22 protein-coding genes, 1 tRNA gene and 1 other annotated feature are annotated in these 23,833 nt (G+C 28.2%); of the genes, 6 read left to right on the top strand and 17 right to left on the bottom strand.

Features of this window, described 5'->3' with window-relative positions; all coding sequences use genetic code 11:
• Nucleotides 1-74: 74 nt before the first annotated feature.
• The 12 genes from ACYUEX_RS07670 to ytxC all read right to left on the bottom strand — a co-directional run bounded on the left by ACYUEX_RS07670 (nt 75) and on the right by ytxC (nt 15,188).
• Nucleotides 75-2,432, bottom strand: coding sequence for an endonuclease MutS2 (locus ACYUEX_RS07670; protein WP_460287428.1), 2,358 nt, complete (start codon nt 2,430-2,432; stop codon nt 75-77).
• Between the two features lie 20 nt (nt 2,433-2,452).
• On the bottom strand, nt 2,453-2,812 hold the full coding sequence (locus ACYUEX_RS07675; RefSeq protein ID WP_460287429.1) for a hypothetical protein: 360 nt from the start codon (nt 2,810-2,812) through the stop codon (nt 2,453-2,455).
• A 10-nt stretch (nt 2,813-2,822) separates the two neighbouring features.
• Nucleotides 2,823-5,174 carry a DUF3656 domain-containing U32 family peptidase gene (locus tag ACYUEX_RS07680; protein ID WP_460287430.1) on the bottom strand — a complete coding sequence of 784 codons (2,352 nt, stop codon included), beginning with the start codon at nt 5,172-5,174 and terminating at the stop codon, nt 2,823-2,825.
• 145 nt (nt 5,175-5,319) lie between these two features.
• Nucleotides 5,320-6,177: a cell division protein ZapA gene (locus ACYUEX_RS07685; RefSeq protein ID WP_460287431.1), complete on the bottom strand. Its 858-nt coding sequence runs from the start codon at nt 6,175-6,177 to the stop codon at nt 5,320-5,322.
• 191 nt (nt 6,178-6,368) lie between these two features.
• On the bottom strand, nt 6,369-8,747 hold the full coding sequence (gene pheT, locus ACYUEX_RS07690; protein WP_460287432.1) for a phenylalanine--tRNA ligase subunit beta: 2,379 nt from the start codon (nt 8,745-8,747) through the stop codon (nt 6,369-6,371).
• A gap of 18 nt (nt 8,748-8,765) precedes the next feature.
• Entirely contained in the window at nt 8,766-9,785 is a 1,020-nt protein-coding gene (gene pheS / locus ACYUEX_RS07695) for a phenylalanine--tRNA ligase subunit alpha (protein WP_460287433.1), read from the bottom strand.
• A gap of 48 nt (nt 9,786-9,833) precedes the next feature.
• Nucleotides 9,834-10,061: a binding site (T-box leader), on the bottom strand.
• A gap of 67 nt (nt 10,062-10,128) precedes the next feature.
• Nucleotides 10,129-10,914 carry a TrmH family RNA methyltransferase gene (locus ACYUEX_RS07700; protein ID WP_460287434.1) on the bottom strand — a complete coding sequence of 262 codons (786 nt, stop codon included), beginning with the start codon at nt 10,912-10,914 and terminating at the stop codon, nt 10,129-10,131.
• 14 nt (nt 10,915-10,928) lie between these two features.
• Entirely contained in the window at nt 10,929-11,597 is a 669-nt protein-coding gene (locus ACYUEX_RS07705) for a potassium channel family protein (protein WP_460287435.1), read from the bottom strand.
• A 14-nt stretch (nt 11,598-11,611) separates the two neighbouring features.
• Nucleotides 11,612-12,952 (bottom strand): TrkH family potassium uptake protein, encoded by a 1,341-nt coding sequence (locus ACYUEX_RS07710; protein ID WP_460287437.1) that lies wholly within the window; start codon nt 12,950-12,952, stop codon nt 11,612-11,614.
• 302 nt (nt 12,953-13,254) lie between these two features.
• Nucleotides 13,255-13,614 carry a 50S ribosomal protein L20 gene (gene rplT / locus ACYUEX_RS07715; protein WP_322413098.1) on the bottom strand — a complete coding sequence of 120 codons (360 nt, stop codon included), beginning with the start codon at nt 13,612-13,614 and terminating at the stop codon, nt 13,255-13,257.
• A 20-nt stretch (nt 13,615-13,634) separates the two neighbouring features.
• On the bottom strand, nt 13,635-13,832 hold the full coding sequence (rpmI, locus tag ACYUEX_RS07720; RefSeq protein ID WP_016206790.1) for a 50S ribosomal protein L35: 198 nt from the start codon (nt 13,830-13,832) through the stop codon (nt 13,635-13,637).
• A 465-nt stretch (nt 13,833-14,297) separates the two neighbouring features.
• Nucleotides 14,298-15,188: a putative sporulation protein YtxC gene (ytxC, locus tag ACYUEX_RS07725; RefSeq protein ID WP_460287438.1), complete on the bottom strand. Its 891-nt coding sequence runs from the start codon at nt 15,186-15,188 to the stop codon at nt 14,298-14,300.
• Nucleotides 15,189-15,323: 135 nt separating this feature from the next.
• On the opposite strand from ytxC, the gene ACYUEX_RS07730 reads away from it, so the two are divergent.
• Nucleotides 15,324-16,025, top strand: coding sequence for a DUF6873 family GME fold protein (locus ACYUEX_RS07730; protein ID WP_460287440.1), 702 nt, complete (start codon nt 15,324-15,326; stop codon nt 16,023-16,025).
• 130 nt (nt 16,026-16,155) lie between these two features.
• Here ACYUEX_RS07730 and ACYUEX_RS07735 read toward each other — a convergent pair whose 3' ends face one another.
• Nucleotides 16,156-16,833, bottom strand: coding sequence for an HD domain-containing protein (locus tag ACYUEX_RS07735; protein WP_460287442.1), 678 nt, complete (start codon nt 16,831-16,833; stop codon nt 16,156-16,158).
• Between the two features lie 100 nt (nt 16,834-16,933).
• Between ACYUEX_RS07735 and ACYUEX_RS07740 the strand changes: the two genes are divergently transcribed.
• Nucleotides 16,934-17,008: transfer RNA gene (locus ACYUEX_RS07740), tRNA-Cys, on the top strand.
• Between the two features lie 44 nt (nt 17,009-17,052).
• On the opposite strand, the gene hslO is transcribed toward ACYUEX_RS07740, so the two are convergent.
• The 3 genes from hslO to ACYUEX_RS07755 all read right to left on the bottom strand — a co-directional run bounded on the left by hslO (nt 17,053) and on the right by ACYUEX_RS07755 (nt 19,047).
• Nucleotides 17,053-17,934, bottom strand: coding sequence for an Hsp33 family molecular chaperone HslO (gene hslO, locus ACYUEX_RS07745; RefSeq protein WP_411167999.1), 882 nt, complete (start codon nt 17,932-17,934; stop codon nt 17,053-17,055).
• 22 nt (nt 17,935-17,956) lie between these two features.
• Nucleotides 17,957-18,691: a class I SAM-dependent DNA methyltransferase gene (locus ACYUEX_RS07750; protein WP_460287688.1), complete on the bottom strand. Its 735-nt coding sequence runs from the start codon at nt 18,689-18,691 to the stop codon at nt 17,957-17,959.
• Between the two features lie 104 nt (nt 18,692-18,795).
• Entirely contained in the window at nt 18,796-19,047 is a 252-nt protein-coding gene (locus tag ACYUEX_RS07755; RefSeq protein WP_460287444.1) for a small, acid-soluble spore protein, alpha/beta type, read from the bottom strand.
• Nucleotides 19,048-19,199: 152 nt separating this feature from the next.
• Here ACYUEX_RS07755 and ACYUEX_RS07760 point away from each other — a divergent pair, with 152 nt between their 5' ends.
• From ACYUEX_RS07760 to ACYUEX_RS07775, 4 genes are all read left to right on the top strand, one after another.
• Nucleotides 19,200-20,192, top strand: a complete 993-nt coding sequence (locus ACYUEX_RS07760; RefSeq protein WP_460287446.1) for an aspartate-semialdehyde dehydrogenase — start codon at nt 19,200-19,202, stop codon at nt 20,190-20,192.
• The gene (dapA, locus tag ACYUEX_RS07765) at nt 20,192-21,070 is read left to right on the top strand and encodes a 4-hydroxy-tetrahydrodipicolinate synthase (protein ID WP_460287447.1); all 879 of its coding nucleotides are present in this window, start codon (nt 20,192-20,194) and stop codon (nt 21,068-21,070) included. Before ACYUEX_RS07760 ends, dapA begins: the two co-directional genes overlap by 1 nt.
• A 10-nt stretch (nt 21,071-21,080) precedes the next feature.
• A complete protein-coding gene (gene dapB, locus ACYUEX_RS07770; RefSeq protein WP_460287449.1) occupies nt 21,081-21,836 on the top strand; it encodes a 4-hydroxy-tetrahydrodipicolinate reductase in 756 nt (251 codons plus the stop codon).
• Nucleotides 21,837-21,956: 120 nt separating this feature from the next.
• Entirely contained in the window at nt 21,957-22,121 is a 165-nt protein-coding gene (locus ACYUEX_RS07775) for a hypothetical protein (RefSeq protein ID WP_411168004.1), read from the top strand.
• A gap of 40 nt (nt 22,122-22,161) precedes the next feature.
• Here ACYUEX_RS07775 and ACYUEX_RS07780 read toward each other — a convergent pair whose 3' ends face one another.
• Nucleotides 22,162-23,805, bottom strand: a complete 1,644-nt coding sequence (locus ACYUEX_RS07780; protein WP_460287450.1) for a peptide ABC transporter substrate-binding protein — start codon at nt 23,803-23,805, stop codon at nt 22,162-22,164.
• Nucleotides 23,806-23,833 lie beyond the last annotated feature (28 nt).

Below are 23,833 nucleotides of genomic sequence, written 5' to 3' on the forward strand. Positions count from 1 at the left end.
TATATAATTATAACATAAAAAGAGACTCTAAAAAATGAGTCTCTTTATATATTAATATTATTTTAATTATTATTTTATTTTAAAATTACTATTGTAACACCATCTCCACCTTCACCATATTCACCTAACCTATAGCTTTTTACATGTGGATGTCTCTTTAACATATCATTTATAGCTTTTCTTAAAACCCCTGTTCCTTTTCCATGAACTACTGTTACTTCGCCTAAATTAGCCATATATGCTTCATCTAAATACTTATCAGCTTTGTAACAAGCTTCTTCTGAATCCATCCCTCTTAAATCAACTCTATTTTCTATTGATTTTAAATTTAACTTAAGCTCCCTTTTCCTCTTTTCTTTTTTAGCTGGAGTATTGTTAATTTTTCTTAAGTCTTTTAACTTAACATTTATTTTCATTATACCTGCCTCTACTTGAACTTCTCCCTTTGAATCAGGCATTGAAATTATAATTACATTTTGATTTAAAGAAGGTAAGTATGCATCCATACCCAAAGTTACTTTTTCAATAGCTTCTCCTGTATTTTCTCTTGATTTATAAAGTGATTCTTCTTTCTTTTCCAAACTATCCTTAAGCTTCTTTCTTTCTTCCTCTAATCTTGCTCTACCACCTTGAGCAATTCCTAACTTTTCAAGTTCTCTCATAGCCTTTAAAATTTCATCTGCTTCATCTTTAGCCTTTGCTATGATATCTTTTGCTTCTCTTCTTGCTTCGTTGTAAGCTTTATCTCTTACTCCTTCTAACTTCTTGAACTTTTCATCATACTTCTTTTTAAGCTCTTCAGCCTCTGTTTTTATTCTTTTAGCTTCTCTTGCATCTCTATTTGCTAAAATACTTTTTTCTTGCAAATCTCTTATTAAATCTTCAAACTGAAGATTTTCTGAAGAAATATTACTTTTAGCTTTATTTATTACATCATCTTGAAGTCCTAATCTTTTTGAAATTTCAAATGCATTTGATTTTCCTGGCACTCCTATTAAAAGTCTATAAGTAGGTCTTAATGTTTCAACGTCAAATTCTACAGAAGCATTTTCAATTCCATGTGTTCTTAATGCATATCCTTTTAACTCACTATAATGTGTTGTAGCAATTAATCTAGCTCTTTTCTCTCTTAATGTGTCTATTATCGCTATTGCTAATGCTGCCCCTTCAACAGGATCAGTCCCGGAACCTAATTCATCAAATAAAACTAAAGAACTATCATCTGCTTCCTTCATTATTTTTACTATATTAGTCATATGAGATGAAAAAGTTGATAATGATTGCTCTATACTTTGCTCATCTCCTATATCAGCAAATATTTTTGTAAAAAAGCTTATACTTGAAGCATCCTTTGCTGGTATTAGAAGTCCACTTAATCCCATTAAATGTAGTAACCCAACTGTCTTTAAAGTTACTGTTTTCCCTCCAGTATTAGGACCAGTAATCATTAATGTATTAAATTCCTTACCTAAATATACATCAGAAGGTACAACTATTTTAGGATCAATTAATGGATGTCTACCATGAATTATATCAAAACTTTTATCTTCATTAACTTCTGGACAAATTCCATTTAAACTTGAACCATATTTTCCTTTCGCAAATATAAAATCTAATTCAGTAAGTATTTTATAATTACTTTCTACTGTTTCGATATTTTCAAAAACTCTATTAGATAAATCAATTAATATTCTTTCAATTTCAGCTTTTTCTTTAAGTTTAAGTTCTTTAATTTCATTATTTAAATTAACAAGACTCATAGGCTCTATAAACAACGTTGCTCCAGTTGAACTTTGATCATGCACAAGTCCCGGAACTGAACCTTTGTACTCAGCTTTTACAGGTAAAACATACCTATCTCCTCTCATTGTATATAAAGCATCTTGTAAATACTTCGCATTTGATCTTACAATTCCATTTATCTTATCTCTTACAGACGAATTTTTATCTTTTAAGCTTCTTCTTATTCCATTTAACGTACTACTTGCTCTATCACTTATTTCCTCTTCAGAAATTATAGACATTTCTATAACATCTTCAAGATTTTTGATTGGAGTTAGTATGTACGCTAAATCCTCTAAAACTATATGAGGAACCTCATCATCTCTTCTAGATATATATTCCTTAAATCTTCTTGAGCATTTAAGCATTCCACCAATTTTTAATAATTGTCCTGCTGATAATACTCCACCCTTTTTAGCTCTTTCTACTCCATCCTTTACATCAAATAACCCTTCAAAAGGTGGATTTCCCTTTGTTATTAATAAATCTAAGGCCTCATTACTTTCCTTAAGTTTGTTTTTAACTTCAAATACAGTATCATAAGGTCTAAGGCTCTCTATAAGTTCTTTTCCTCCAGATGTTACTGCATATTCTTTTAATTTTTCTTTTATTTTATTAAATTCTAATACTCTAAGAGTTCTTTCTTCCATAATATCTCCTCTTCGTTACCCTAACCTTTAATTTTATTTAATAAATTAGCTATGCTTCTATTAAAATTATTATAGTTATAAGTAGCTAATAATGCTGAAATTAGTACATATAAATTACCTATAACTGCAAATGTATTAATTGCAATCTTATTGTCATTCTCTTTAATTAACATAGCTAATAAAAATAATGTTACTCCTATTGCAATCATTATAATTTGCTTTTTCCAAAGGCTTTTTAATAATTTAATACCTTCTCTTCTATATTCAACATTTACATTTACTATTTTAGTATTTTTATTGAATTTCCTTGTTCCTAATATAACTAGTAAATTTAATAATACTACTCCTAAAATTAAATACTTAATTAATGTAATGCTCATATTTTCCCCTCTATTCTATCCCTCTTCTATAGTGCCCTTTTGTATAATTATTAGTATTAACTTTTTCTTCTCCTCTTATCATTTTAAGTACTTTTTTTACTTCATTAGAGTTCTCATCCCTAAGCTCTACTCTAAAGGAATTTATTCCAAGGCTTTTTAAATCGTCTTTTTCTTCAATAAGATTTAATGGGTGTGGATTTAAGATATAACTTCTACAAAATATATCTGTCATGACTCTAAACTTTTCATTCATCCTATCAATTAATGTAAATTCATCTCTTGTACATGCTAAATTACAATCATTACAAGAGGATTTTTCTCCAAAAGTACTTCCTATTGGGCAATATTCACTTATCATAAGCTCAGTTTTACCATATATTATCCCTTGTACATTCCCTTTATTTCCTTTTAGCATATTTTTAATTTCTTTTCTATTTAATTCTAAACTAATAGTAGGAATATCAATTTCATTTTGATAAAACTTTAAAGCTTGTGAATTAATTATATTTAATTTATAGTCACCTATAATAGTCATTTCATTTTGGTATTTACGAATTACCCCTACATTAACAGTTACAATACCCTTAATATATTCTTTAGCTCTTTCTATTATATTTATTACATTCTTAAATTCACTTTTTATTATATTTGGAACTTTTAAATATATATTAATCTCTTTATCCTGAGATACTTCAATTAAATCTTTGATTTTAATAGCATCTTTGTCTCTATTAAATATATCAACTATTATATCTTTTATACCTTCTTCTATTAAAGTATTAAGCTGCTCTTTTGTAATACATTGATATATTATATCTAAATTACTAAAGTTATTTTTTATTTCATCAGTTTTCTCTAGCTTATTAGGTCTTTTTCTTCTAAAAGACTTTGTAATAGATTTTTGTATTCCTTCTAATGCTTCTCTTCTTAAGTTATTTAAATCACTAACTCTTATAAATCCATCCTCAAAATCTGTAAAATTAACTTCATCTATTTTAAAAGCACAGTCTCCTGATTTGCTTAGAGAATCTACTATTCTATCTTTTTCTAAAGGCCTTTTTTCTGCTTTTTCAACAACTTCACCTAAAAACTCATAATCCTTATCATCATAATTTATTGTTATTTTTAACGGTTCAGAAACTTTCAATTTAACATTTGCTTTTAATGATATTTTTCTGTTATATGGTTTAATTGAGTCTTCTAGAGAATCAAACAGCTTTTTATCTAAAGATTTAAATATGTCATCTCCAACTTTGTAAGCAGTTGGGAATATTTTAACCCTTTCCCCTCTTTTAGCTTCTTTTACTTCATTACCATTACTTATAATTTTATTTATTGAAAATCCACTTTCTCTAAATCTGAAACCATCACCTAAGGAAATATCTTCTTTTAAAACTATTTCTCCATTCTTTTCAATTTTACCTAGTGGTACTCCAGTATTTCTTGGATGTTTGAAGCTCATCATATCCATCCCAACATTTTTATGTAAATAAGCTTTAGAAAATCCACCTCTATTGAATAGTTGTAATAATTCTCTTTTACCTTTGCTAACATTATATTCTGTGTTATATAATTCCTTTTCTACAGCCTTCGTATAATTTTCAACTACACCTGCAACATACTCAGGCCTTTTCATTCTTCCTTCAATTTTTAAAGAATATGTTCCAGAATCTATAATATCCTTAATATCTTCTATTGTACAAGTATCTTTAGGGCTTAAAAGATAAGCTTTTCTTTCTCCAGACTTATTTCCTTTTAATGTGTACTCCATTCTGCAAGGTTGTGCACATCTACCTCTATTTCCACTTCTCCCACCAATCATAGAACTCATAAGGCATTGACCTGAATATGATATACATAAGGCTCCATGTACAAATATTTCAGTTTCTATTCCTAAATCCTTAGAAATGTGCTTAACTTCATCTACGGATAATTCCCTTGATAAAACTATTCTATGGAATCCTCTTTCTGTAAAAAATAATGCACCTTCTCCATTATGTATTGTCATTTGTGTAGATGCATGTATTTCAAAATCAGGATAATCTTCTTTTATTCTTTTAAATAAACCTAAATCTTGAAGTATTATTGCATCTACTCCTATTTCATATAAAAATCCTACATATCTAACAGCTTCTTCAATTTCATTTTCCTTTAATATAGTATTTAATGTTACATAAACCTTAGCTCCATAGCTATGTACATAATCTACAGCTTTTATCATATTATCATTATCAAAATTAGATGCATATGCTCTTGCTGAAAACTTATTTCCACCTAAATAAACTGCATCTGCACCTTTATTAATTGCTGCAATAAGACTTTCCATGCTCCCTGCTGGAGCTAAAATTTCAACTTTCTTCATAAATACTTCTCCTAAACTTTAGTTTATTATACTTTTAATCTTTCCTAATTATATATATCATAAATTTTAACTTTTTTCTATTATATATAAAAACAGCTTAATTAGGAAAATCAAGCTGTTTTTATATATTAATTATATCTACTAACTAAACATTCTTAATCAAGGCATTCTTATACTTTTTCTCTGAAGCTAACTTAATTTGTACGTCAATTAACTTCTTTTCTAAATCTAATAATTTATACTTTGAATTTTGCAACTGAAATTTTATTTCTTTATTCCTTAACTTTAAAGCTTCCTTTTCATCTTTAGTCTTTTTAAAATCTTCTTCCATTATCTTGCACTCTTCATTAAGTTTAATAAATTTTTCTTTATAGTCTACTTCATTGTTTTTAAGTAAATCATTAGTTACTTTTAAATTCTCCACCTCATCATAATATTTTTCTACCTCTTCTCTTAAGGTTGAGTTTTCATTTTTTAAAGATTCCATCTCATTTTTTAAATTTAGGCTTTCCTTTATTTCTATTTCTTTAACCTCAATTTCCTTTTCTAATTCTGATATTCTTTCCTTTAAATCATTCTGTTCTTGTAATTCTATATCAAGAGATGAAATTTTATTTTTTAACTCTTCTCCCTCTAAAAGTCTCTGATTTAAGTCTTCAATGATTTTGTTTAAACCTTCTATTTCTCTATTGTTATTAAATTGAATTACTTCTGTATCTTCTCTTATTTCTTTTATTCTTTCTTTTAAAGTTATATTTCTTTCTTCTAATGATGTATGTTTTTTCATTAGTCCTTCAACTTCTATATCTGCTTTAAATAATTCATCAGCTATATTTAGTGCAACTAGCGTAGCAACTGCTGTAGAACTTAATTTTCTATTATTGGTCATTATATCTTTTACTTTTCCATCTACATACTTTGCTACTTCTAATAAATACTCTTCGTTTTCTCTTCCTTTTAGATTATATTCAATCCCATTTATCTTAATAGTTACCGTACTCATAATACACCTCATTAACATAATATTTATTATTAATTTAATTTTAACATAAATATTCCAAAGAATGTATAGATAATTATAATCTAATTATAGTTAAAATAATAAAAGATATTTTAGATTTAAAACAACTATCTTAAATCTAAAATATCTCCTTAATTTTTTCTACCCTCTAAAATACCATTATTAATATTTTATTACCTTAAAACTGCTCCTAATTTATATTCAAGGCTTCTTAATATCTTATCGTGAACTTTGTTAACATCATTATCTGTAAGTGTCTTCTTTTCATCTCTATATGCAATTGCATAAGCTATACTCTTTTTGCCTTCTGGTATTTGAGCACCTTTATAGATATCAAATAATTTCACTTTTTCAACTAAATTTCCACCAGCTTTTTTAATAGTATCTTCTATTTCTTGTACTAGCACTTCATCATTTACTAATAAAGCTATATCTCTTGTAACTGCTGGGAATTTTGGAAGTGCTTTATACTTCTTAGTAGTTTCAGCATTATTAAATAATATATCTAAATCTAACTCAGCTAAATAGCAATTTACATCAACACCATAGTTTTCTGAAACATCAGGATGAACTTCACCTAAAACTCCAGCCTTTGATTTACCTATCATTAAAGCTGCAGTTTTTCCTGGATGATAACTTGTATTTTCTGCTTCTCTAGCAAATGTTACTTTATTTAATCCTAAAGCTTCAATTACATTTTCTACTACTCCCTTTAAATCTAAATAATCACAATCTCCATACATACCTATTGTAAGTATGTTTCTTTCATTTGGAAGAGCTGTTTCATCTCCATTAGGTATATATATCTTACCAACTTCAAATAATCTAGCATATTCATTATTTCTTGAGTAATTTCTTCCTAAAGACTCCATCATAGAATGAATAGTAGTAGTTCTCATAACAGAGTAATCTTCTCCTAGAGGATTTTTAATCTTTACTACATTTCTTAACTCACTATCTTCTGGTAAGTTGATTTTATCAAAAACTTTAGGTGATATAAATGAATAACTAATTGATTGGTTTAATCCACTTGATATCATAGTATTTATAACATCTTCAGCTAATATTTCATTTTTATATTTAGGTTCTCTTTCAGTAGATACCTTAAATATTGTAGTTGGAATCTTATCATATCCATATATTCTTGCAACTTCTTCAGCAATATCTTCTTTGATCGCTATATCTATTCTAAATGTTGGTATATTTATAACTAAATTATCATTAGCAACTTCTGTTTTTAAGTCTAATGAATCAAGATATCTCTTCATATCTTCTTTTGCTATTTCAGTTCCTAAGAATTTATTTATCCAGTTAGAATCTACTGTTATACTTCCTTCCTCTTTCTTTTGAGTATATACATCAATAGTTCCTTCAATTATTTCACCGCATCCAAGCTCACATATTAAAGCACAAGCTCTGTCTATTGCGAGTCTTGCAAGATTTGGATCTATATCTTTTTCAAATCTTGATGAACTTTCAGTTCTTAAATTAAGTTTTTTAGAATTAACTCTTATATTTGTTCCATCAAAATTTGCACATTCAAAGATAACTTCAGTTGTATCTTCTTTAATTTCTGAGTTTAATCCACCCATTATTCCTGCTAAAGCTATAGTTTTGTCTCCATCTTTTATACATAAGAAACTAGAATCTAAATTTCTTTCAATTTCATCTAATGTTACAAAAACTTCTCCCTCTTTAGCTCTTTCTACAACTATTTTACTACTTTCTATTTCTCTTGCATCAAAAGCATGCATAGGTTCACCAAATTCTAACATTACAAAATTAGTTATGTCAACTATATTATTTATAGGTCTAACCCCTGCCTCTAATAATCTTTCTTGCATCCAACCTGGTGATGGCATAACTTTAACATTTTTAACGCCTCTTGCCATATATCTTCTACATAAAGAGTCATTAACTTCAACTTTAAGATTATCATTAATATTTTCAGAATTTTTCACTTCATAATTAAAGCTAGGCATCTTATATGATGTTCCAAGAGTTGCTGCAGTTTCTCTAGCCATTCCAACTATACTTAAGCAATCTGGTCTATTTGAAGTTATTTCAAAATCTAATATTGATTTATTAAGACCTAAATACTCTTTTATATCCATTCCAAGAGGTGCATCTTTAGGTAATATCATAAGACCATGAACAGGTTCATCACCAGCTATTCCAAGTTCTTCTTCTGAACAGAACATACCGTTAGATACTACTCCTCTTAGCTTACCTTTTTTTATTTCAGTTCCATCTGCTAAAATTGATTTATGAATAGCAACTGGTACTACGTCTTCTTCTTTCATATTTGTTGCAGCTGTAACAATCTGAATATTTTCAGCTAATCCTATATCAACTTGACAAACCTTTAATTTATCAGCATCTGGATGTGTAGTTATCTCAACAATTTTTCCAGTAACTACATTTTTAATTGTATCACCTTGAGTAATAACTTCTTCTACCGCTGAACCTGATAATGTTAATCTATCTCCAAGTTCTTTTGCATCTATATTCACTTCAACATAATCTTTTAACCAATTAAATGGTACTTTCATCTCTTTTACCTCCTATAATTAAAATTGATTTAAAAATCTCATATCACTTTCGTATAATAGTCTGATATCATCTATTCCATATTTAAGCATAACCATTCTATCAACGCCAAATCCGAAGGCAAATCCGCTATAAACTTCTGGATCTATACCACAATTTCTTAATACTTGAGGATGAACCATTCCGCAACCTAAAAGTTCTATCCAACCGCTTCCTTTACAAACTCTACATCCTTTACCTTCACAAACAAAGCAAGTTGCATCCATTTCTGCTGAAGGTTCTGTAAATGGAAAGTGGTGAGGTCTAAATTTAGTCTTAACTTTATCTCCAAACATCTTCTTTGCAAAAAGTTCTAAAGTACCTTTTAAATCTGCAAAAGTTACTCCCTTATCAATAACTAATCCTTCCATTTGATAGAATATAGGAGAATGAGTTGCATCAACTGCATCTGATCTATAAACCTTACCTGGTGCTATCATCTTTATAGGAGGTGCTTGATTTTCCATAACTCTAATTTGAACTGGGGAAGTTTGAGTTCTTAATACTAAATTATCATTTATATAAAAAGTATCTTGCTCACTTCTTGCTGGATGATCTTTTGGAATATTTAAAGCCTCAAAATTATAATGATCCAACTCAACTTCTGGTCCTTCTTCTACTGTAAAGCCCATTGATATAAAGATATTCTTCATACTTTCTAAAGTTAAATCTAGAGGATGTCTCTTACCAATTAAATTTTTCTTTCCTGGTAATGATACATCTATAACTTCAGATGCTAATTTAGCATTTTTTTCTTTTTCTTTAATACCTTTTGCTATTTCTTCAATCTTATCTTCAACTTCTTTTTTTACTACATTTACAAGTTTTCCTACTATTGGTCTCTCCTCTTGAGATAATGCTCCCATACCTCTTAATATAGTAGTTAGTTCTCCTTTTTTACCTAAATATCTAACTCTTATTTCTTCTAATTCTGAGCTAGTATTTACATTTGTTAATTCTTTAAATGCATTTTCTTTAATAGAAATTAACTTTTCTTGCATCTTATATTTCCTCCTTTTTTGATAAAAATAAAAAACTTCGCCCCCTATAAAAGGGACGAAGTACCGCGTTACCACCCTAATTGGTTTATAAATTTTATAAATTTAAAACCCAACTCAAATTTAAATAACGGTTAAAACCGCTAGAAACTACTATTACTTTCATCTCTAGGACTCCTGAGGGAACTTCAATATAAACTTCTTTAAAATGGTTTCCAGTCTTAGACCACTTCTCCCTGAAAAGTCCTTTATATCTACTTTCTCATTCTCAGTCTTTATATATTCAATTTACAATCTATTATACAAATAAACTTAGTTAATTTCAATAGTAAGTTTCTAATTATTTCTATATTAAATTTTGTCTTACTTTTTCAAATAAAATTATTGATGTTGCTATTGCTACATTTAAAGATTCTGCTCCTCCTGGCATTGGAATTTTAACTCTCTTATTTGCTAAGTTAAAAAGTTCATTGCTTATTCCATTTCCCTCATTGCCTACAGCTAACATTATCTTTCCTTTTAGATCTTCTTCAAAAAAGTTTTTAGATTCTTCAAGAGATGTTGTTACTAAACTAACACCACTTTCTTGAAGCTTTTTTATAATATTAAATTCTTCATCATCATAAAAAATTGGAACATAAAATATAGAGCCCATTGTAGATCTTATTGTCTTATCATTATATATGTCAACAGTTCCTTTAGTTAATATTATCCCAGCTACTCCAGCTGCGTGAGCTGTTCTTATTATGGTTCCTAAATTACCGGGGTCTTGAACTTTATCACATACTAAGAAAAATTCACCATCTAAATCTACGGAAATTTGCTTATTTTTTACTACAGCAAGAATTCCTTGAGGATTTTCTGTAGACGCTAATTGTGAAAATAATTTTTTTTCTAAAACAAAAATTTTATCCTCTGCTATAAATTCCTTTAATAAGGTACTTGACTCTAATATATCTTTATCTCTTTCAGATAAAACTATAAACTCTATTTCCATACGGGCTTTTACGGCTTCTTCAATTAAACGAAGTCCCTCTAAAATAAACTTACCCTCTTTTTGTCTAAATCTTCTTTCCTTAAGCTTTTTTGTAGACTTAAATAAATTATTTTCTTTACTTTCTATATAAATCAAAAATTTGCACCTCGTTAGTTTGATTTAGCTATCATACCTTCTAATCTATTTAAATCTTCAGCTGATCCTATAGCAACAATTACATCATTATTTTCTATTATATCATCAGCTGCTGGTGATAAATTAACTTCATCATCTCTTTTAATTGCCATAACGTTTATTCCATACTTACTTCTAAGTCTTAATTCATTTAAAGTTTTACCAGCCCATTCAGATAAAACTTGAATTTCCATAACACTATAATCTGCTGATAACTCTATATAATCTAAAATACTAGCTGAAACTAAATTGTGGGCAACTCTTACTCCCATATCCTTTTCAGGTAGTATAACTCTATCTGCTCCAATTTTATAAAGAACCTTTGCATGTAAATCACTATGGCCTTTAGCAATAATATATTTAACTCCAAGTTCTTTAACTAATAATGTAGCCATTATACTTGATTGTATATTATCTCCTATTGTAACCACTGCTACATCAAAATTCCTAATTCCTAAAGATCTTAAGGCATTTTCATCCGTTGCATCTAGTTGTGCAGCATGTGTAACACTATCTGATATTTCTTGTACTATATCTTCATCTTTATCTATTGCTAGTACATCATTTCCTAAAGAATATAAAGTTTTTGCTATTGAAGATCCAAATCTTCCAAGCCCTATAATTACAAATTGCTTATTAGACAATTAAATCCATCTCCTTAACCAATTAAAATTTTTCCTTCTGGATATTTATATCCAGATTTTTTACCCTTTCTAGTTAATGCCAACATTACAGTAAGAGGGCCAACTCTTCCAAAATACATCATAAGCATAATTAAAACTTTACCAATAGAACTTAAATTTGGAGTAAGTCCTAATGTTAGACCTACAGTTCCAAATGCAGATGTTGTCTCATATAATAAATCTATAAAGCTTGCACCAACCTCAGTATATGATAAAATCATTGTTGCAAATATTACTAATGATACACCTATAAATAATAAAGTAAATGCTTTATAAACAGCTTCTTTAGTAAATCTTCTTCCAAAACCCTCTGCATCTTCTCTTCCTTTTATTACGGAAATAACTGTTAATACTAATATACCAAAAGTTACTGTCTTTAATCCACCAGCAGTTGAGCCTGGGGATCCTCCAATAAACATTAAAATTACAGTTAAAAATTTACTTGCTAATGTCATTCCACTAGTTGATACACTATTAAATCCAGCAGTTCTTGGACTTACTGATGCAAAAAATGAATTTAAAAGCTTATCTTTAAAATTCATATTTGCTATGGTTTCTGGGTTAGTGTATTCAAATATTAACATTAAAATAGCACCACCAAATACTAATATAGCTGTTGTTATTATTACTAATTTGGAATGAAGAGATAATTTTTTTATTCCTTTAAACTCATATATTTCTAATAAAACTGTGAACCCTAAACCACCTATTATTATTAATGCACTTATTACTAAAATAACTACACTATTACTTGAATACCCAACAAGACTTTTTCCAAATAAATCAAACCCAGCGTTACAAAAAGCAGATATTGAATGGAAAACGCTATAAAAAGCGCCTTTTGCAATTCCATACTCTGGAACAAATTGAGTTGATAATAATAGAGCTCCAAAAAATTGAACTGAAACCGTAAATACTAATACATATTGTACCATTTTTACAAGTCCTTGAATAGAATATGTATTCATAGCTTCTTGCATTACAAGTCTTTCCCTTAGAGTTATTTTTTTACCTAATATTAAAGATATTAATACTGCAAAAGACATAAACCCTAGACCACCAACTTCAATTAAAGTCATAATAACAGTTTGCCCAAAAGTACTCCAGTGGGTACTAGTATCCAATGTTATAAGACCTGTTACGCATACTGCTGAAGTAGATGTAAAAATAGCATCCAAAAAATTAGTTGGCTTCCCACTACTAGATGAAATAGGTAATGAAAGTATGGTTCCACCTATAAAAATAACTACTAAAAAGCCTAATGCCAATATTTGAACTCCATTTAACTTAATTTTACTTTTCAAACTAAATTGCATATCCTCCACCTCTTAGATATACTAAAATTTTATACTAATTATTATACACTATTTTTAATATATTATTATATTTATCTATAAAAAAAGTCGCCAAGGCGAGCTTGCCGAGCCGTCGACTTTTTTTAGTGCATATGCATTTCCTAAGCTTGTCTGAGGAAAATCTTGCACGCGCACTATATTCATATTTTTTACTCTTTAGGAAATAGCTTTAATAGCTAAATATCTTAGAATATTTATCCACAATAAATTTAGAAATATAATTCCCTAAAGAGTAAAAAATGCGACCATATGGCCGCAGTAGATTATTTGTTTATTTGGCTTTTTGCTACTTCTACTAAATCTGCAAATGCCTTAGGATCATTTATAGCTATTTCTGATAACATTTTTCTGTTCATGTCTATTCCAGCTAATTTGATACCATTTATGAATTTTGAATATGAAAGACCATTCATTCTTGTAGCAGCGTTAATTCTTGCTATCCATAATCTTCTAAAATCTCTCTTTTTTAATCTTCTTCCAACATAAGCATTTCTTAAAGCTCTTATTACTGATTCGTTAGCAGTTTTAAATAATCTGCTCTTTCCACCATAATAACCTTTTGCAAGCTTTAATACTTTTTTGTGATTTTTACGTGAATTTACTGCTCTTTTAACTCTTGCCATGTTTCAATCCTCCTACAATCTTATAAATATGGTAATAATTTTTTCATTGCTTTTTCTTGAGTAGTTGAAACATAAGCAGCTTTTCTTAAGTTTCTCTTTCTCTTAGAGCTCTTCTTTGTTAAGATATGACTCTTGAAAGCTTTAGCTCTCTTTAACTTTCCTGTACCTGTTTTCTTAAATCTCTTTGCTGCACCTCTGTGCGTTTTCATTTTTGGCATAATAAAATCCTCCTCTCAAATTATGTTTCTTTTAAGGGAAATCTCAATTACACTTATGTGATAATTTCTCAATATTAATTAAGTACAAATATTTTTTTAATACTTACTACTTTTCTAACTAAACTATTCCCCTAATTAGTTATAATCTAATTCCACTTATAGGAACTAATTAGCATTATATAGTGCTTTTTTATTTGTAATAATAACTATTACTTTCTTCTTTATATAATTCCTTAAGAGAATTTTTATAATTTTACTTATCTCTAAGTATTTATTACTCAAAAAGACAAATAAAAAAGACAGCACTACGCCGTCCTCATAATATACATTAATTTAATCTAAATAATACTAAATTAAAATAAGAATGTATTACCTTACTAAGCTATGCCGTAAGGTGAGAAACGGCTTTGTTTCTTCTTAACACTAGTAATTATATTATCTGTTAAAAAACTTGTCAATATAATTTTAAAATTTAACCTGTTTTTCAGTACATAAGGAGCATCCTTCACAGTAACTTACCTTATCCTCAAACACATTTTCTATAGTGTTTATAAATTCCTTATTTAAACAGTTATCTTTTCCATGAATTATTACTTTTTTAGGAGCATTAGTTATTAGTCCACTTATTATTATATCTTCCATTTTTGCATCACTATCTATTCTACATTCTATTAATTCCTTCATAAATTCATTAAAAATATCTTTTTTCTCTCTATCTTTTATATAATAATTGCCACCTTCATCTATACATATATTTATTTCATCTATCTTGCTTTCTTGTATATCAACAAAATATTTTAATAATTTTACAAATTCTTTATATTCTTTTTCAACCATATAACTTTCTATTACCTTATCTATTATGTTTTCTATATCTTCTCTTAATTCCTTCATTCTAAATCTAATAAATCCATTTATGTTTATCTCTGAGTTTTCTTCTAAACACCCTTTAATTTTTTCTATTACACAGTTCATCTTATTCATGCAATAAATCAAATTTTCTGATTTTAAATATTCTTCACATAGTAATACTTTCATAACCTCTTCTTCAACTTCTATTACTTCATCCTGCTTAAGAAAAAAGTAATTTTCAGTTAAAAAATCAAACATTTCTCTTTCTTTATATTTCTCTATAACGATTTTATATAAAATATTACTTATATATAAGTTTATAACTTCTCTTATTCTATCATTATAATCTTCATCATCACATAGTACTTTAACTATATGATTATCTAATTCCACACTCTCTACTACTCCAATTTTTATGTGTTTTTTTCTTAGAACAGTCCTTAGTTCTTGAATTTCTCTTACAAAATCTAGATCCTTATTATATACAAGCTTTAGTACAAGCATGGGTTCCACTCCCTTCCTAGTAATAGTATGTATAAAAAATTAAACTATATTCAAAAAATATTTCTTACTAATCGACAAAATTAATTTACCAAACTATAATAAAATATATTAAATACAAATTTAGGGAGTATATTTATGGTTTGCTTTGTTGATTATAGAACTACAAATAAAGAAAAAAAAATTCTTGAATCTCTTGATTTCTCAATAATAGAAATTCCTCCTTGCAATAATCTATATAAATCTATAGATGGACATGTAGATATACAATTAGCTATATTAGATAAAAAACTTAAGAAAGTAATAATTCAAAAAAATATGTCAGAAAGCTTTAAGGATAAGCTAAAAAATTTCAACATTAACTTTATTGAAAGTAAAAATTCTTTAGACTATAGTTATCCTAATAATATTTTTTTAAATGCTTTAATTTTAAATGACTATTTTATACATAATTTAAAATATACTGATGAAATACTACTTTCTACTCAATCCCATAAAAAACTAATAAATATTAATCAAGGATATACTAAGTGCTCTTGTTTACCAATTTCAGATAAAGCAATAATAACAAATGATATTGGTATATATAATTCCTTAAATCCCCAAGGATTTGATATATTATTGCTACCTCCTGGTGATATAATTCTTGAAGGTTTAGACTATGGTTTTATTGGCGGAACTGGTGGCCTTATTAATGAAAACCTAATAGCTTTTTTCGGAAATTTAGATTCATATATATACGGTGATACAGTTAAATGCTTTTTAAAAAAATATGGAGTTAAACCTATTTATTTAAAAGATGGAAAACTCCACGATAGAGGAAGCTTGTTTGTATTATAGTCTTTTATATAATACGTTTTTTTTATATAAATGTTTCTAATAATACTTTAATAACATTTTAATTTAACTTTTAATTTTATAGAGATTAATTTAAAATACTTAAAGGAGATTAATTAAAATCTCCTTTAAGTTATTCCTTATATATAATTTTTTCAAATTCCTTTATTTTATTTCTTAATTCATAATATTTTATATTAGATTCCTTTTCTAATTTATCTAATATAAGAAAAATCTCACCTAAACTATGTTTGTATTCATTTATATCTTTATTTCCTCTTCCGAGTTTGTCACAAATAAATAACAATATAATGTCATTAAATTTTTTACTACTTAATAAGCCTTCTATATTAGAAAATGGTAAATTTTTAATTATATAAATATGGTGCATATGATATCTTACTAACTCACTTACGTCCTCCGTTAATTCTGTATAACCATATTTATTAAGCAACTTATAAGCCATCTCTGCTCCTTCTGTATCATGATTATAAGATCTATATCTTCCCTTAATAAATTTTGTTGTTGGTATTTTTCCTATATCATGTAATAATGTTGCCCACATAAAGCTTCTAGCATCATCAGAAAGGTTTTTAATCTTAGCTCCCATATCTACCACCATTTTAGTATGATTCCACACATTTCCTTCAGGATGATATTTTTTTTCTTGGGGGATATCTTCCAATTTCCTTATTATACTAAAATCACTTTTATTAAATTTTTCAGTTTTCATCATATCACTTATAGCTACAGATGGTTCTTTTTCATTTATTAATATTTTTTCTAATTGATTAAATATTTCAATATCCATATTGCCACCTCCTAAATAATATTATTTGTACTTATTAAAATTTTATTTTAAATTTAGTATCAAAAATTTAAATATTACATATCATATAATTATAAGATTTGGCGCTATAGCCAAGTGGTAAGGCAGAGGTCTGCAAAACCTTTATTCCCCAGTTCAAATCTGGGTGGCGCCTCCAAAATTAAAAGGCTTAGATATTTAATTATCTAAGCCTTTTCATTTTTATTGTTTCGCTTTATTTAATAATTCTCCAATTTCTTGATTTGAAAAATTATATGCTGTATTACAGAAATTACATTTAATTTCTTCTTCTTTTCCATCTTCATATATTTCTCTAAGGTCTTTTTCTCCTATAGATAATAAAACTGACTCTACTTTTTCTCTTGAACAGTTGCAAGTATATTCTGGTTTTGATTCTTCTAATATCTTTAAATCCATACCTTCAAATATAAACTCTATAACTTTATCTATGCTTCCATGCTCTTGTAACATTTGTGTTATTGAAGGAATTTCTTCTAATCTATATGTAATTAAATCTGATAATAATTCATCAGCATCTGGCATCATTTGAATTATAAATCCACCTGAAACTTTAATTGAAAAATCTCTATCAACTAAAACTCCTAGAGCTACAGCTGATGGTGTTTGTTCTGAAACTGTGAAGTAATATGCTAGATCTTCTCCAATTTCCCCTGTATATATTGAAACTTGCCCTACATAAGGATCTCTCATCCCTAGGTCTTTAATAACTGTAAATTCCCCATCTGTACCTATATATCCGCCTACATCTAGTTTACCTTTTGGGTTTAAAGGCATATCTCCATATGGATTTCCAATAAATCCTTTTACATTACCACCTTCATATGCTGTTACAGTAACTCCTTTTGCTTCGCCTCCTCCATTTATCTTTAAAGTTATTACTTCTTTCTCTGATTTCAAAGTAGATCCCATAAGAGATCCTGCTGTTAACATTCTTCCTAATGCTGCTGCAGCAACTGGTGTACATTCATGAATTTCTCTTCCCTTATTAACTAACTCTGTAGTTTCTCCAGCTATAATCCTTACCATTCCATCCTTCGCTGTTGCTCTAATTATTTTATCCATTAATATTCCTCCATTAAATAAATTACTTTTTTACTACATACATTATTCTTTCTGTTAAATTTTCAACATTTTTGTCAGAATAACCATCAAATTTACCAATAACTTTAAATCCCAATTCTTTAAGTTTACTATCTATAAATTCTTCTTTGTAGGCTCTTTCTATATGTTCTTCTTCAAATCTTTCATATAAGTCACCCTTTTTAACGAAAAAAGTTAAAAACATACTTAAAATATCATCTTCAAAAGTATTTTCCCAAGTATAGAATACCTGATCCTCACTATATGTATATATATTATTTCCTAATATTTCTGAAAGCTTATAGTAAGAATTTATATCAAATATAAATATACCATCATCACTTAAGTGTTCTTTTACTCTTTTTAAATAATCAATAAATTTAGATTCTTCTACAATATAATTAGATGAATCTAATACTGATGTAATTAAATCAAATTTTCTATTTAGACTAAGCTCACTCATATCTTGGCAAATTAATTTACACTTTATTTTTTCTTTTTTTAGTTTATCAAAAGCTTCTCTTAACATGTCATCAGATAAGTCTACAGCAAAAGATTCCTTAAAGTTTTTAGCTAATTTCACAGTTACATTTCCTGTTCCACAAGCTATATCTAAATAATTATTGAAACTTATATTTTCATCTTTGCATATATCAATAATTCTATCACACATTTCTTGATAATTAATATCTTCATTTATTAGTTCATCATATATTTTAGCAAACTCCCCATATGTCAAAATATCCATCCCCCTTTTTTATAGAGTTTTCTAAAACTATATTAAATGTAAAATTTCCTTTAGTCAATCTATAGAATCAATAAAAACTCCTATTTAAAGTAAATTTACTTTCTACCTAAAATTTCATCATTTGTAGGTATCTTTAGCATCCTCTTCCTCTTTGTCATTATTCCACCTATACGCCCAGTTTCCTCTGCTGTTAATCCTCCCCATCCACACTTATCTACTTTATCCTTTAAACCTAATTCATCAGCAATTTCATACTTTATTTTTTCTCTTAATATTTCTGCGTCTGATAATTCTTTATTTGATCTTATTTTTGATTTTATTATTTTTTTTAATGGTGTTTTACTCATTTTAATACCCCCTAAAAATATAATATTTATATTTTTTCCAAAAGTTTTTCTAATATACTATTAAATTAATTATTCACTATAAAGCCTTAAATTTTATATATTATAATAAAACATTAATTTTTAATATTTAACTATGTTAAGGGGGCAAATTTATGTACAATGTTGCAATAGTTGGGGTTACTGGTAATGTAGGTAGAAAATTTTTAGAAATTTTAGATGAAAGGAATTTTCCTATAAAAAATTTATATCTATTTGCATCTAAAAGGTCAGCAGGTTCTAAACTTAAATTTAAAGAAAATGAGATTATAGTAGAAGAAACCTCTATTAACAATATAAAAAATAAAAAAATAGACTATGCACTTTTTTCAGCTGGTGGTGATGTTAGTTCTAAATTCTCACCAATATTTGTTTCTTATGGAGCTACTGTTATAGATAACTCTAGTGCTTTTAGGATGGATAGAAATGTACCTTTAGTTGTTCCTGAAGTTAATCCTGAAGATATAGAGTGGCATAATGGTATAATAGCTAATCCAAATTGCTCTACCATTCAAGCTATGGTTCCTTTAAAGGTTTTAATAGATAATTATGGTATCAAAAGAATAGTATACTCTACATACCAAGCCGTTTCAGGTGCTGGCATGGAAGGTATAAGTGATTTAGAGAATGGATTAAAGGGCTTATCACCTAAAAAATTTCCTTATCCCATTGCAGGAAACTGTTTACCTCATATAGATGTATTTCTAGAGAATGGGTACACAAAGGAAGAAATTAAAATGATTAAAGAAACAAAAAAGATTCTTCATAATAATAATTTAAAAATTACAGCAACTACTGTTAGAGTGCCTGTTCTTAATAGCCATAGTGAAAGTATCAATATTGAACTTGAGAAGCCTTTTGAATTAGATGATGTAATAGAATTATTTAAAAATACTAAAGGCCTTACTGTCTATGATAATATTAAAGAAATTAAATACCCTACTGCACTAATGGTCTCAGGAAAAGATGATGTATTTGTAGGCCGCATTAGAAGAGACTTTAGTGTAAATAATGGATTAAATCTTTGGGTGGTTGCTGATAACATTAGAAAAGGTGCTGCTTTAAATGCAGTACAAATAGCTGAACTATTAATAAGGAGTGATAAGTAATGTCAATTTTTAAAGGCTCTGCTGTAGCAATAATTACACCCTTTACTGAAGATGGAGTTAACCACAAAAAACTTAAAGAATTAATAGAGTGGCATATACAAGAAAAAACAGATGCTATTGTAATTTGTGGTACAACTGGTGAAGCAAGCACAATGACCTGTGAAGAAAGAAAAGAAACAATAAAATTTACTGTTGATATAGTAAACAAAAGAGTTCCTGTAATAGCTGGGACTGGAACTAACAATACGGCTGCTTCAATTGAAATGAGTAAGTTTGCAGAAAGTGTGGGAGTTGATGCTCTTTTGATAATAACACCTTATTATAATAAAACTACACACAAAGGCTTAATAAAGCATTTTGAAGCTATAAACAATGCTATAAATACTCCAATAATTTTATATAATGTCCCAAGTAGAACTGGAGTTAATATTACACCTAATGAACTTTTCGAATTATCAAAATATAAAAATATTGTTGCTATTAAAGAAGCCAGTGGAAATATAAGTCAAATAGTTCAAATGAAAGCATTATGTAAAGATAAAATTGATATATACTCAGGGAATGATGATCAAGTTATTCCTATAATGTCTCTTGGTGGGCTAGGAGTTATTTCTGTTTTAGCTAACATACTTCCTAAGGAAGTTCATAATATGACTACTTCATATATAAATGGAAACATTCAAGAGGCCTTGAAAATCCAATTAGACATTTTAGATATAGCTAATAAGCTTTTTGTAGAAACTAATCCTATCCCGGTTAAAACAGCATTAAATTTAATGGGAAAAGATGTTGGAGCTTTTAGATTGCCATTATGCGAAATGGATAATAAAAATCTTGAGTTATTAAAAGACTCATTAAAAGAATATAACTTAATTTAAGGAGTTTATTATGATAAAAGTTGTGTTAAATGGATGTTGCGGCAAAATGGGAAAAGTAATTATTCAATCATCAAAAAATTTTCCTAATATTAATATAGTAGCTGGAATAGACAAATATCCTACTAATGATTGCTATTTTAAAGTATTTAATAAAGCTAGTGATTTAGATATAGATTACGATGTATTACTTGACTTTTCTAGACCTGAAGCTCTTAAAGACATTTTAGATTTATCTTTAAAAAATAATAAACCTATTATACTTTGCTCTACAGGTTATTCAGAAGAAGATTTATTACTAATTAATGAAAAAAGCAATGAAGTTTCTATATTTAAATCTGCTAATATGTCCTTAGGTATTAACTTGCTAAACTCAATATTAAGAAAAATAGTACCTTCTTTATATGAAAATTATGATATTGAAGTAGTTGAAAAACATCATAATCAAAAAGTTGACTCTCCAAGTGGAACTGCTCTTTTACTTGCTGATACAATAAAATCTGCTATTCCAAAAGAAACGGTATATATATATGGAAGAAGTGGAGAAAATAAAAGAGAGAAAAACGAAATAGGAATTCATGCCATTAGAGGTGGATCAATAGTTGGAGATCACGAAATTATATTTGCTGGAGCTGGAGAAGTAATAGAACTATCTCATAAAGCTATATCTAGAGAAGTTTTTGCAGTTGGAGCCTTAAAGGCTTGTGAATATATGAGTAAAATAACTAAAGCTGGTTTATATAATATGAATGATGTATTAGGAATTTAAATGTATTAAAAAGAGATAAGATTAATTCTTATCTTTTTTTATTTTAAGAATCTATTTCCAGTTTAAAAATCTTCTATAGTGTAAAACTATAATATCATCAATTTATAAGGAGGTTTAATTATGGCAAAAGATAGTCAACCTGACAATAAGAAAGCTAGAATGGAAAAATGTAATTATCAAACTCCAATAACTGAAGAAGGTCATAATCATAATCCAAATGCTAAGCATAAATCTATCAAAAAAGAAGGATCTTCAAGTCAACACTTTAATAGATTTGGAAATTAAAAAAGAAGAGTCTTCCGACTCTTCTTTCAATTAATTATTTTTACTCTTCTATATATGCATTATTAAAGAATACATGTCCTAAAGTTGAAACTCTAACGCCTTTAACTTCTGGCTTAGCTCCCTTAACTTTAGTGTAGTAGTATAATGGGATCATTGGAGCTTCATCCATAAGTATATCTTCAGCTTTTCTCATAAGTTCCCATCTCTTAGTTGAATCTGTTTCTTTTCTAGCATCTGCAAGTAACTTATCGTATTCTGCATTTGAGAATCCTGCATCGTTATTTCCGCCGCCAGTTTCAAATAAATCTAAGAATGTCATTGGATCAACATAGTCTCCATTCCAACCATGTCTAGCAATTTGGTATCCACCTTGTTGTCTTGTATTTAAGAATACCTTCCATTCTTGGTTAGTTAATTCAGCTTTTACACCAATTTTAGCCCAATCTTGTTGAATAACTTGAGCTATATCCTTGTGAGATCCTTCAGTATTATACATAAATTCAAATGTTGGAAGCCCTTCACCATTTGGATATCCAGCTTCAGCTAATAACTTCTTAGCTTCTTCTGTATTAGCTTGATTTGGATTAAAGTATTCTTTGCTTGCAAATTCTTCACCTTTATCATTTAAAATTCCCTTTGGAACATAGCTATATGCTGGAACTTGTCCTGCTTTAGTAACTTTTTCAACTATACCTTTTCTATCGATTGCAAGTGATAAAGCTTGTCTTACTTTCTTATTGCTTAAAGCTTTCTTAACTTCTGGTGATGATATAGTATCTTGCTTACCAACATTAATTACTAACATGTATGTTGCAAGATTTGGATAAATTGTAACTAAACCTTCATTTTTACCAGCTTCAATTTCTGCTGGAGGAACTGTATCAACCATATCAAATTCCCCTGCTTTTAATGAAGAATATGCAGTGTTTTGGTCAGTAACTAATTTATAAACTATTCCTGGAAGTTTAATTTCTTTCTTATTCCAATAATTATCATTCTTTTCAAAAACTAATTGATCTTTCATATCCCATTGAACTAATTTGAAAGGTCCATTTGAAACATAAGTTTCTGGATTAGTTGCCCATGTATCTGGATTAGCTGAAACTATATCTTCTCTTAATGGAACATAATTTGTAAATGCAGTAAGTTCTGGGAAGTAATCTGTTGGTGATTCTAATGTTACCTTTAAAGTATGATCATCTACAACTTCTATTCCTAAATCTTCTCTTTTAGCTTTTCCATCATAGAAATTTTTTGCATTCTTAATATAGAAAAATTGGTATGCATACTCTGCTGCTGTTTCCTTAGTTAAAGCTCTAACCCATGAATATTCAAAGTCTTTAGCTGTAACGTCTTTTCCATCTGACCATTTAGCATCCTTTCTTAAAGTAAAAGTATATACTAATTTATCGTCAGAAACATCCATCTTTTCAGCAACTCCTGGAATTGCCTTTTCATTTTCGTCCAGTCTCATTAGCCCTTCAAAAGCATTATCAATAACAGTTCCTGACTCTGCTGCAGTATTTAGAGTTGGATCTATCGTTTCTGGATCTGAACCTAAATTATAAATTAATTTTCTTCCACCATCACCTGAATCACCTTTTCCGCAACCCGCAAAAACAGACATTCCAAGTGCAAGCGTTAGTGCAACTGCACAAATTTTTCTTAGCTTATTGCTTTTCATTGTTTTTCCCCCTTAATATATAAACTTT

Source organism: Clostridium sp. CTA-7, from assembly GCF_054768095.1.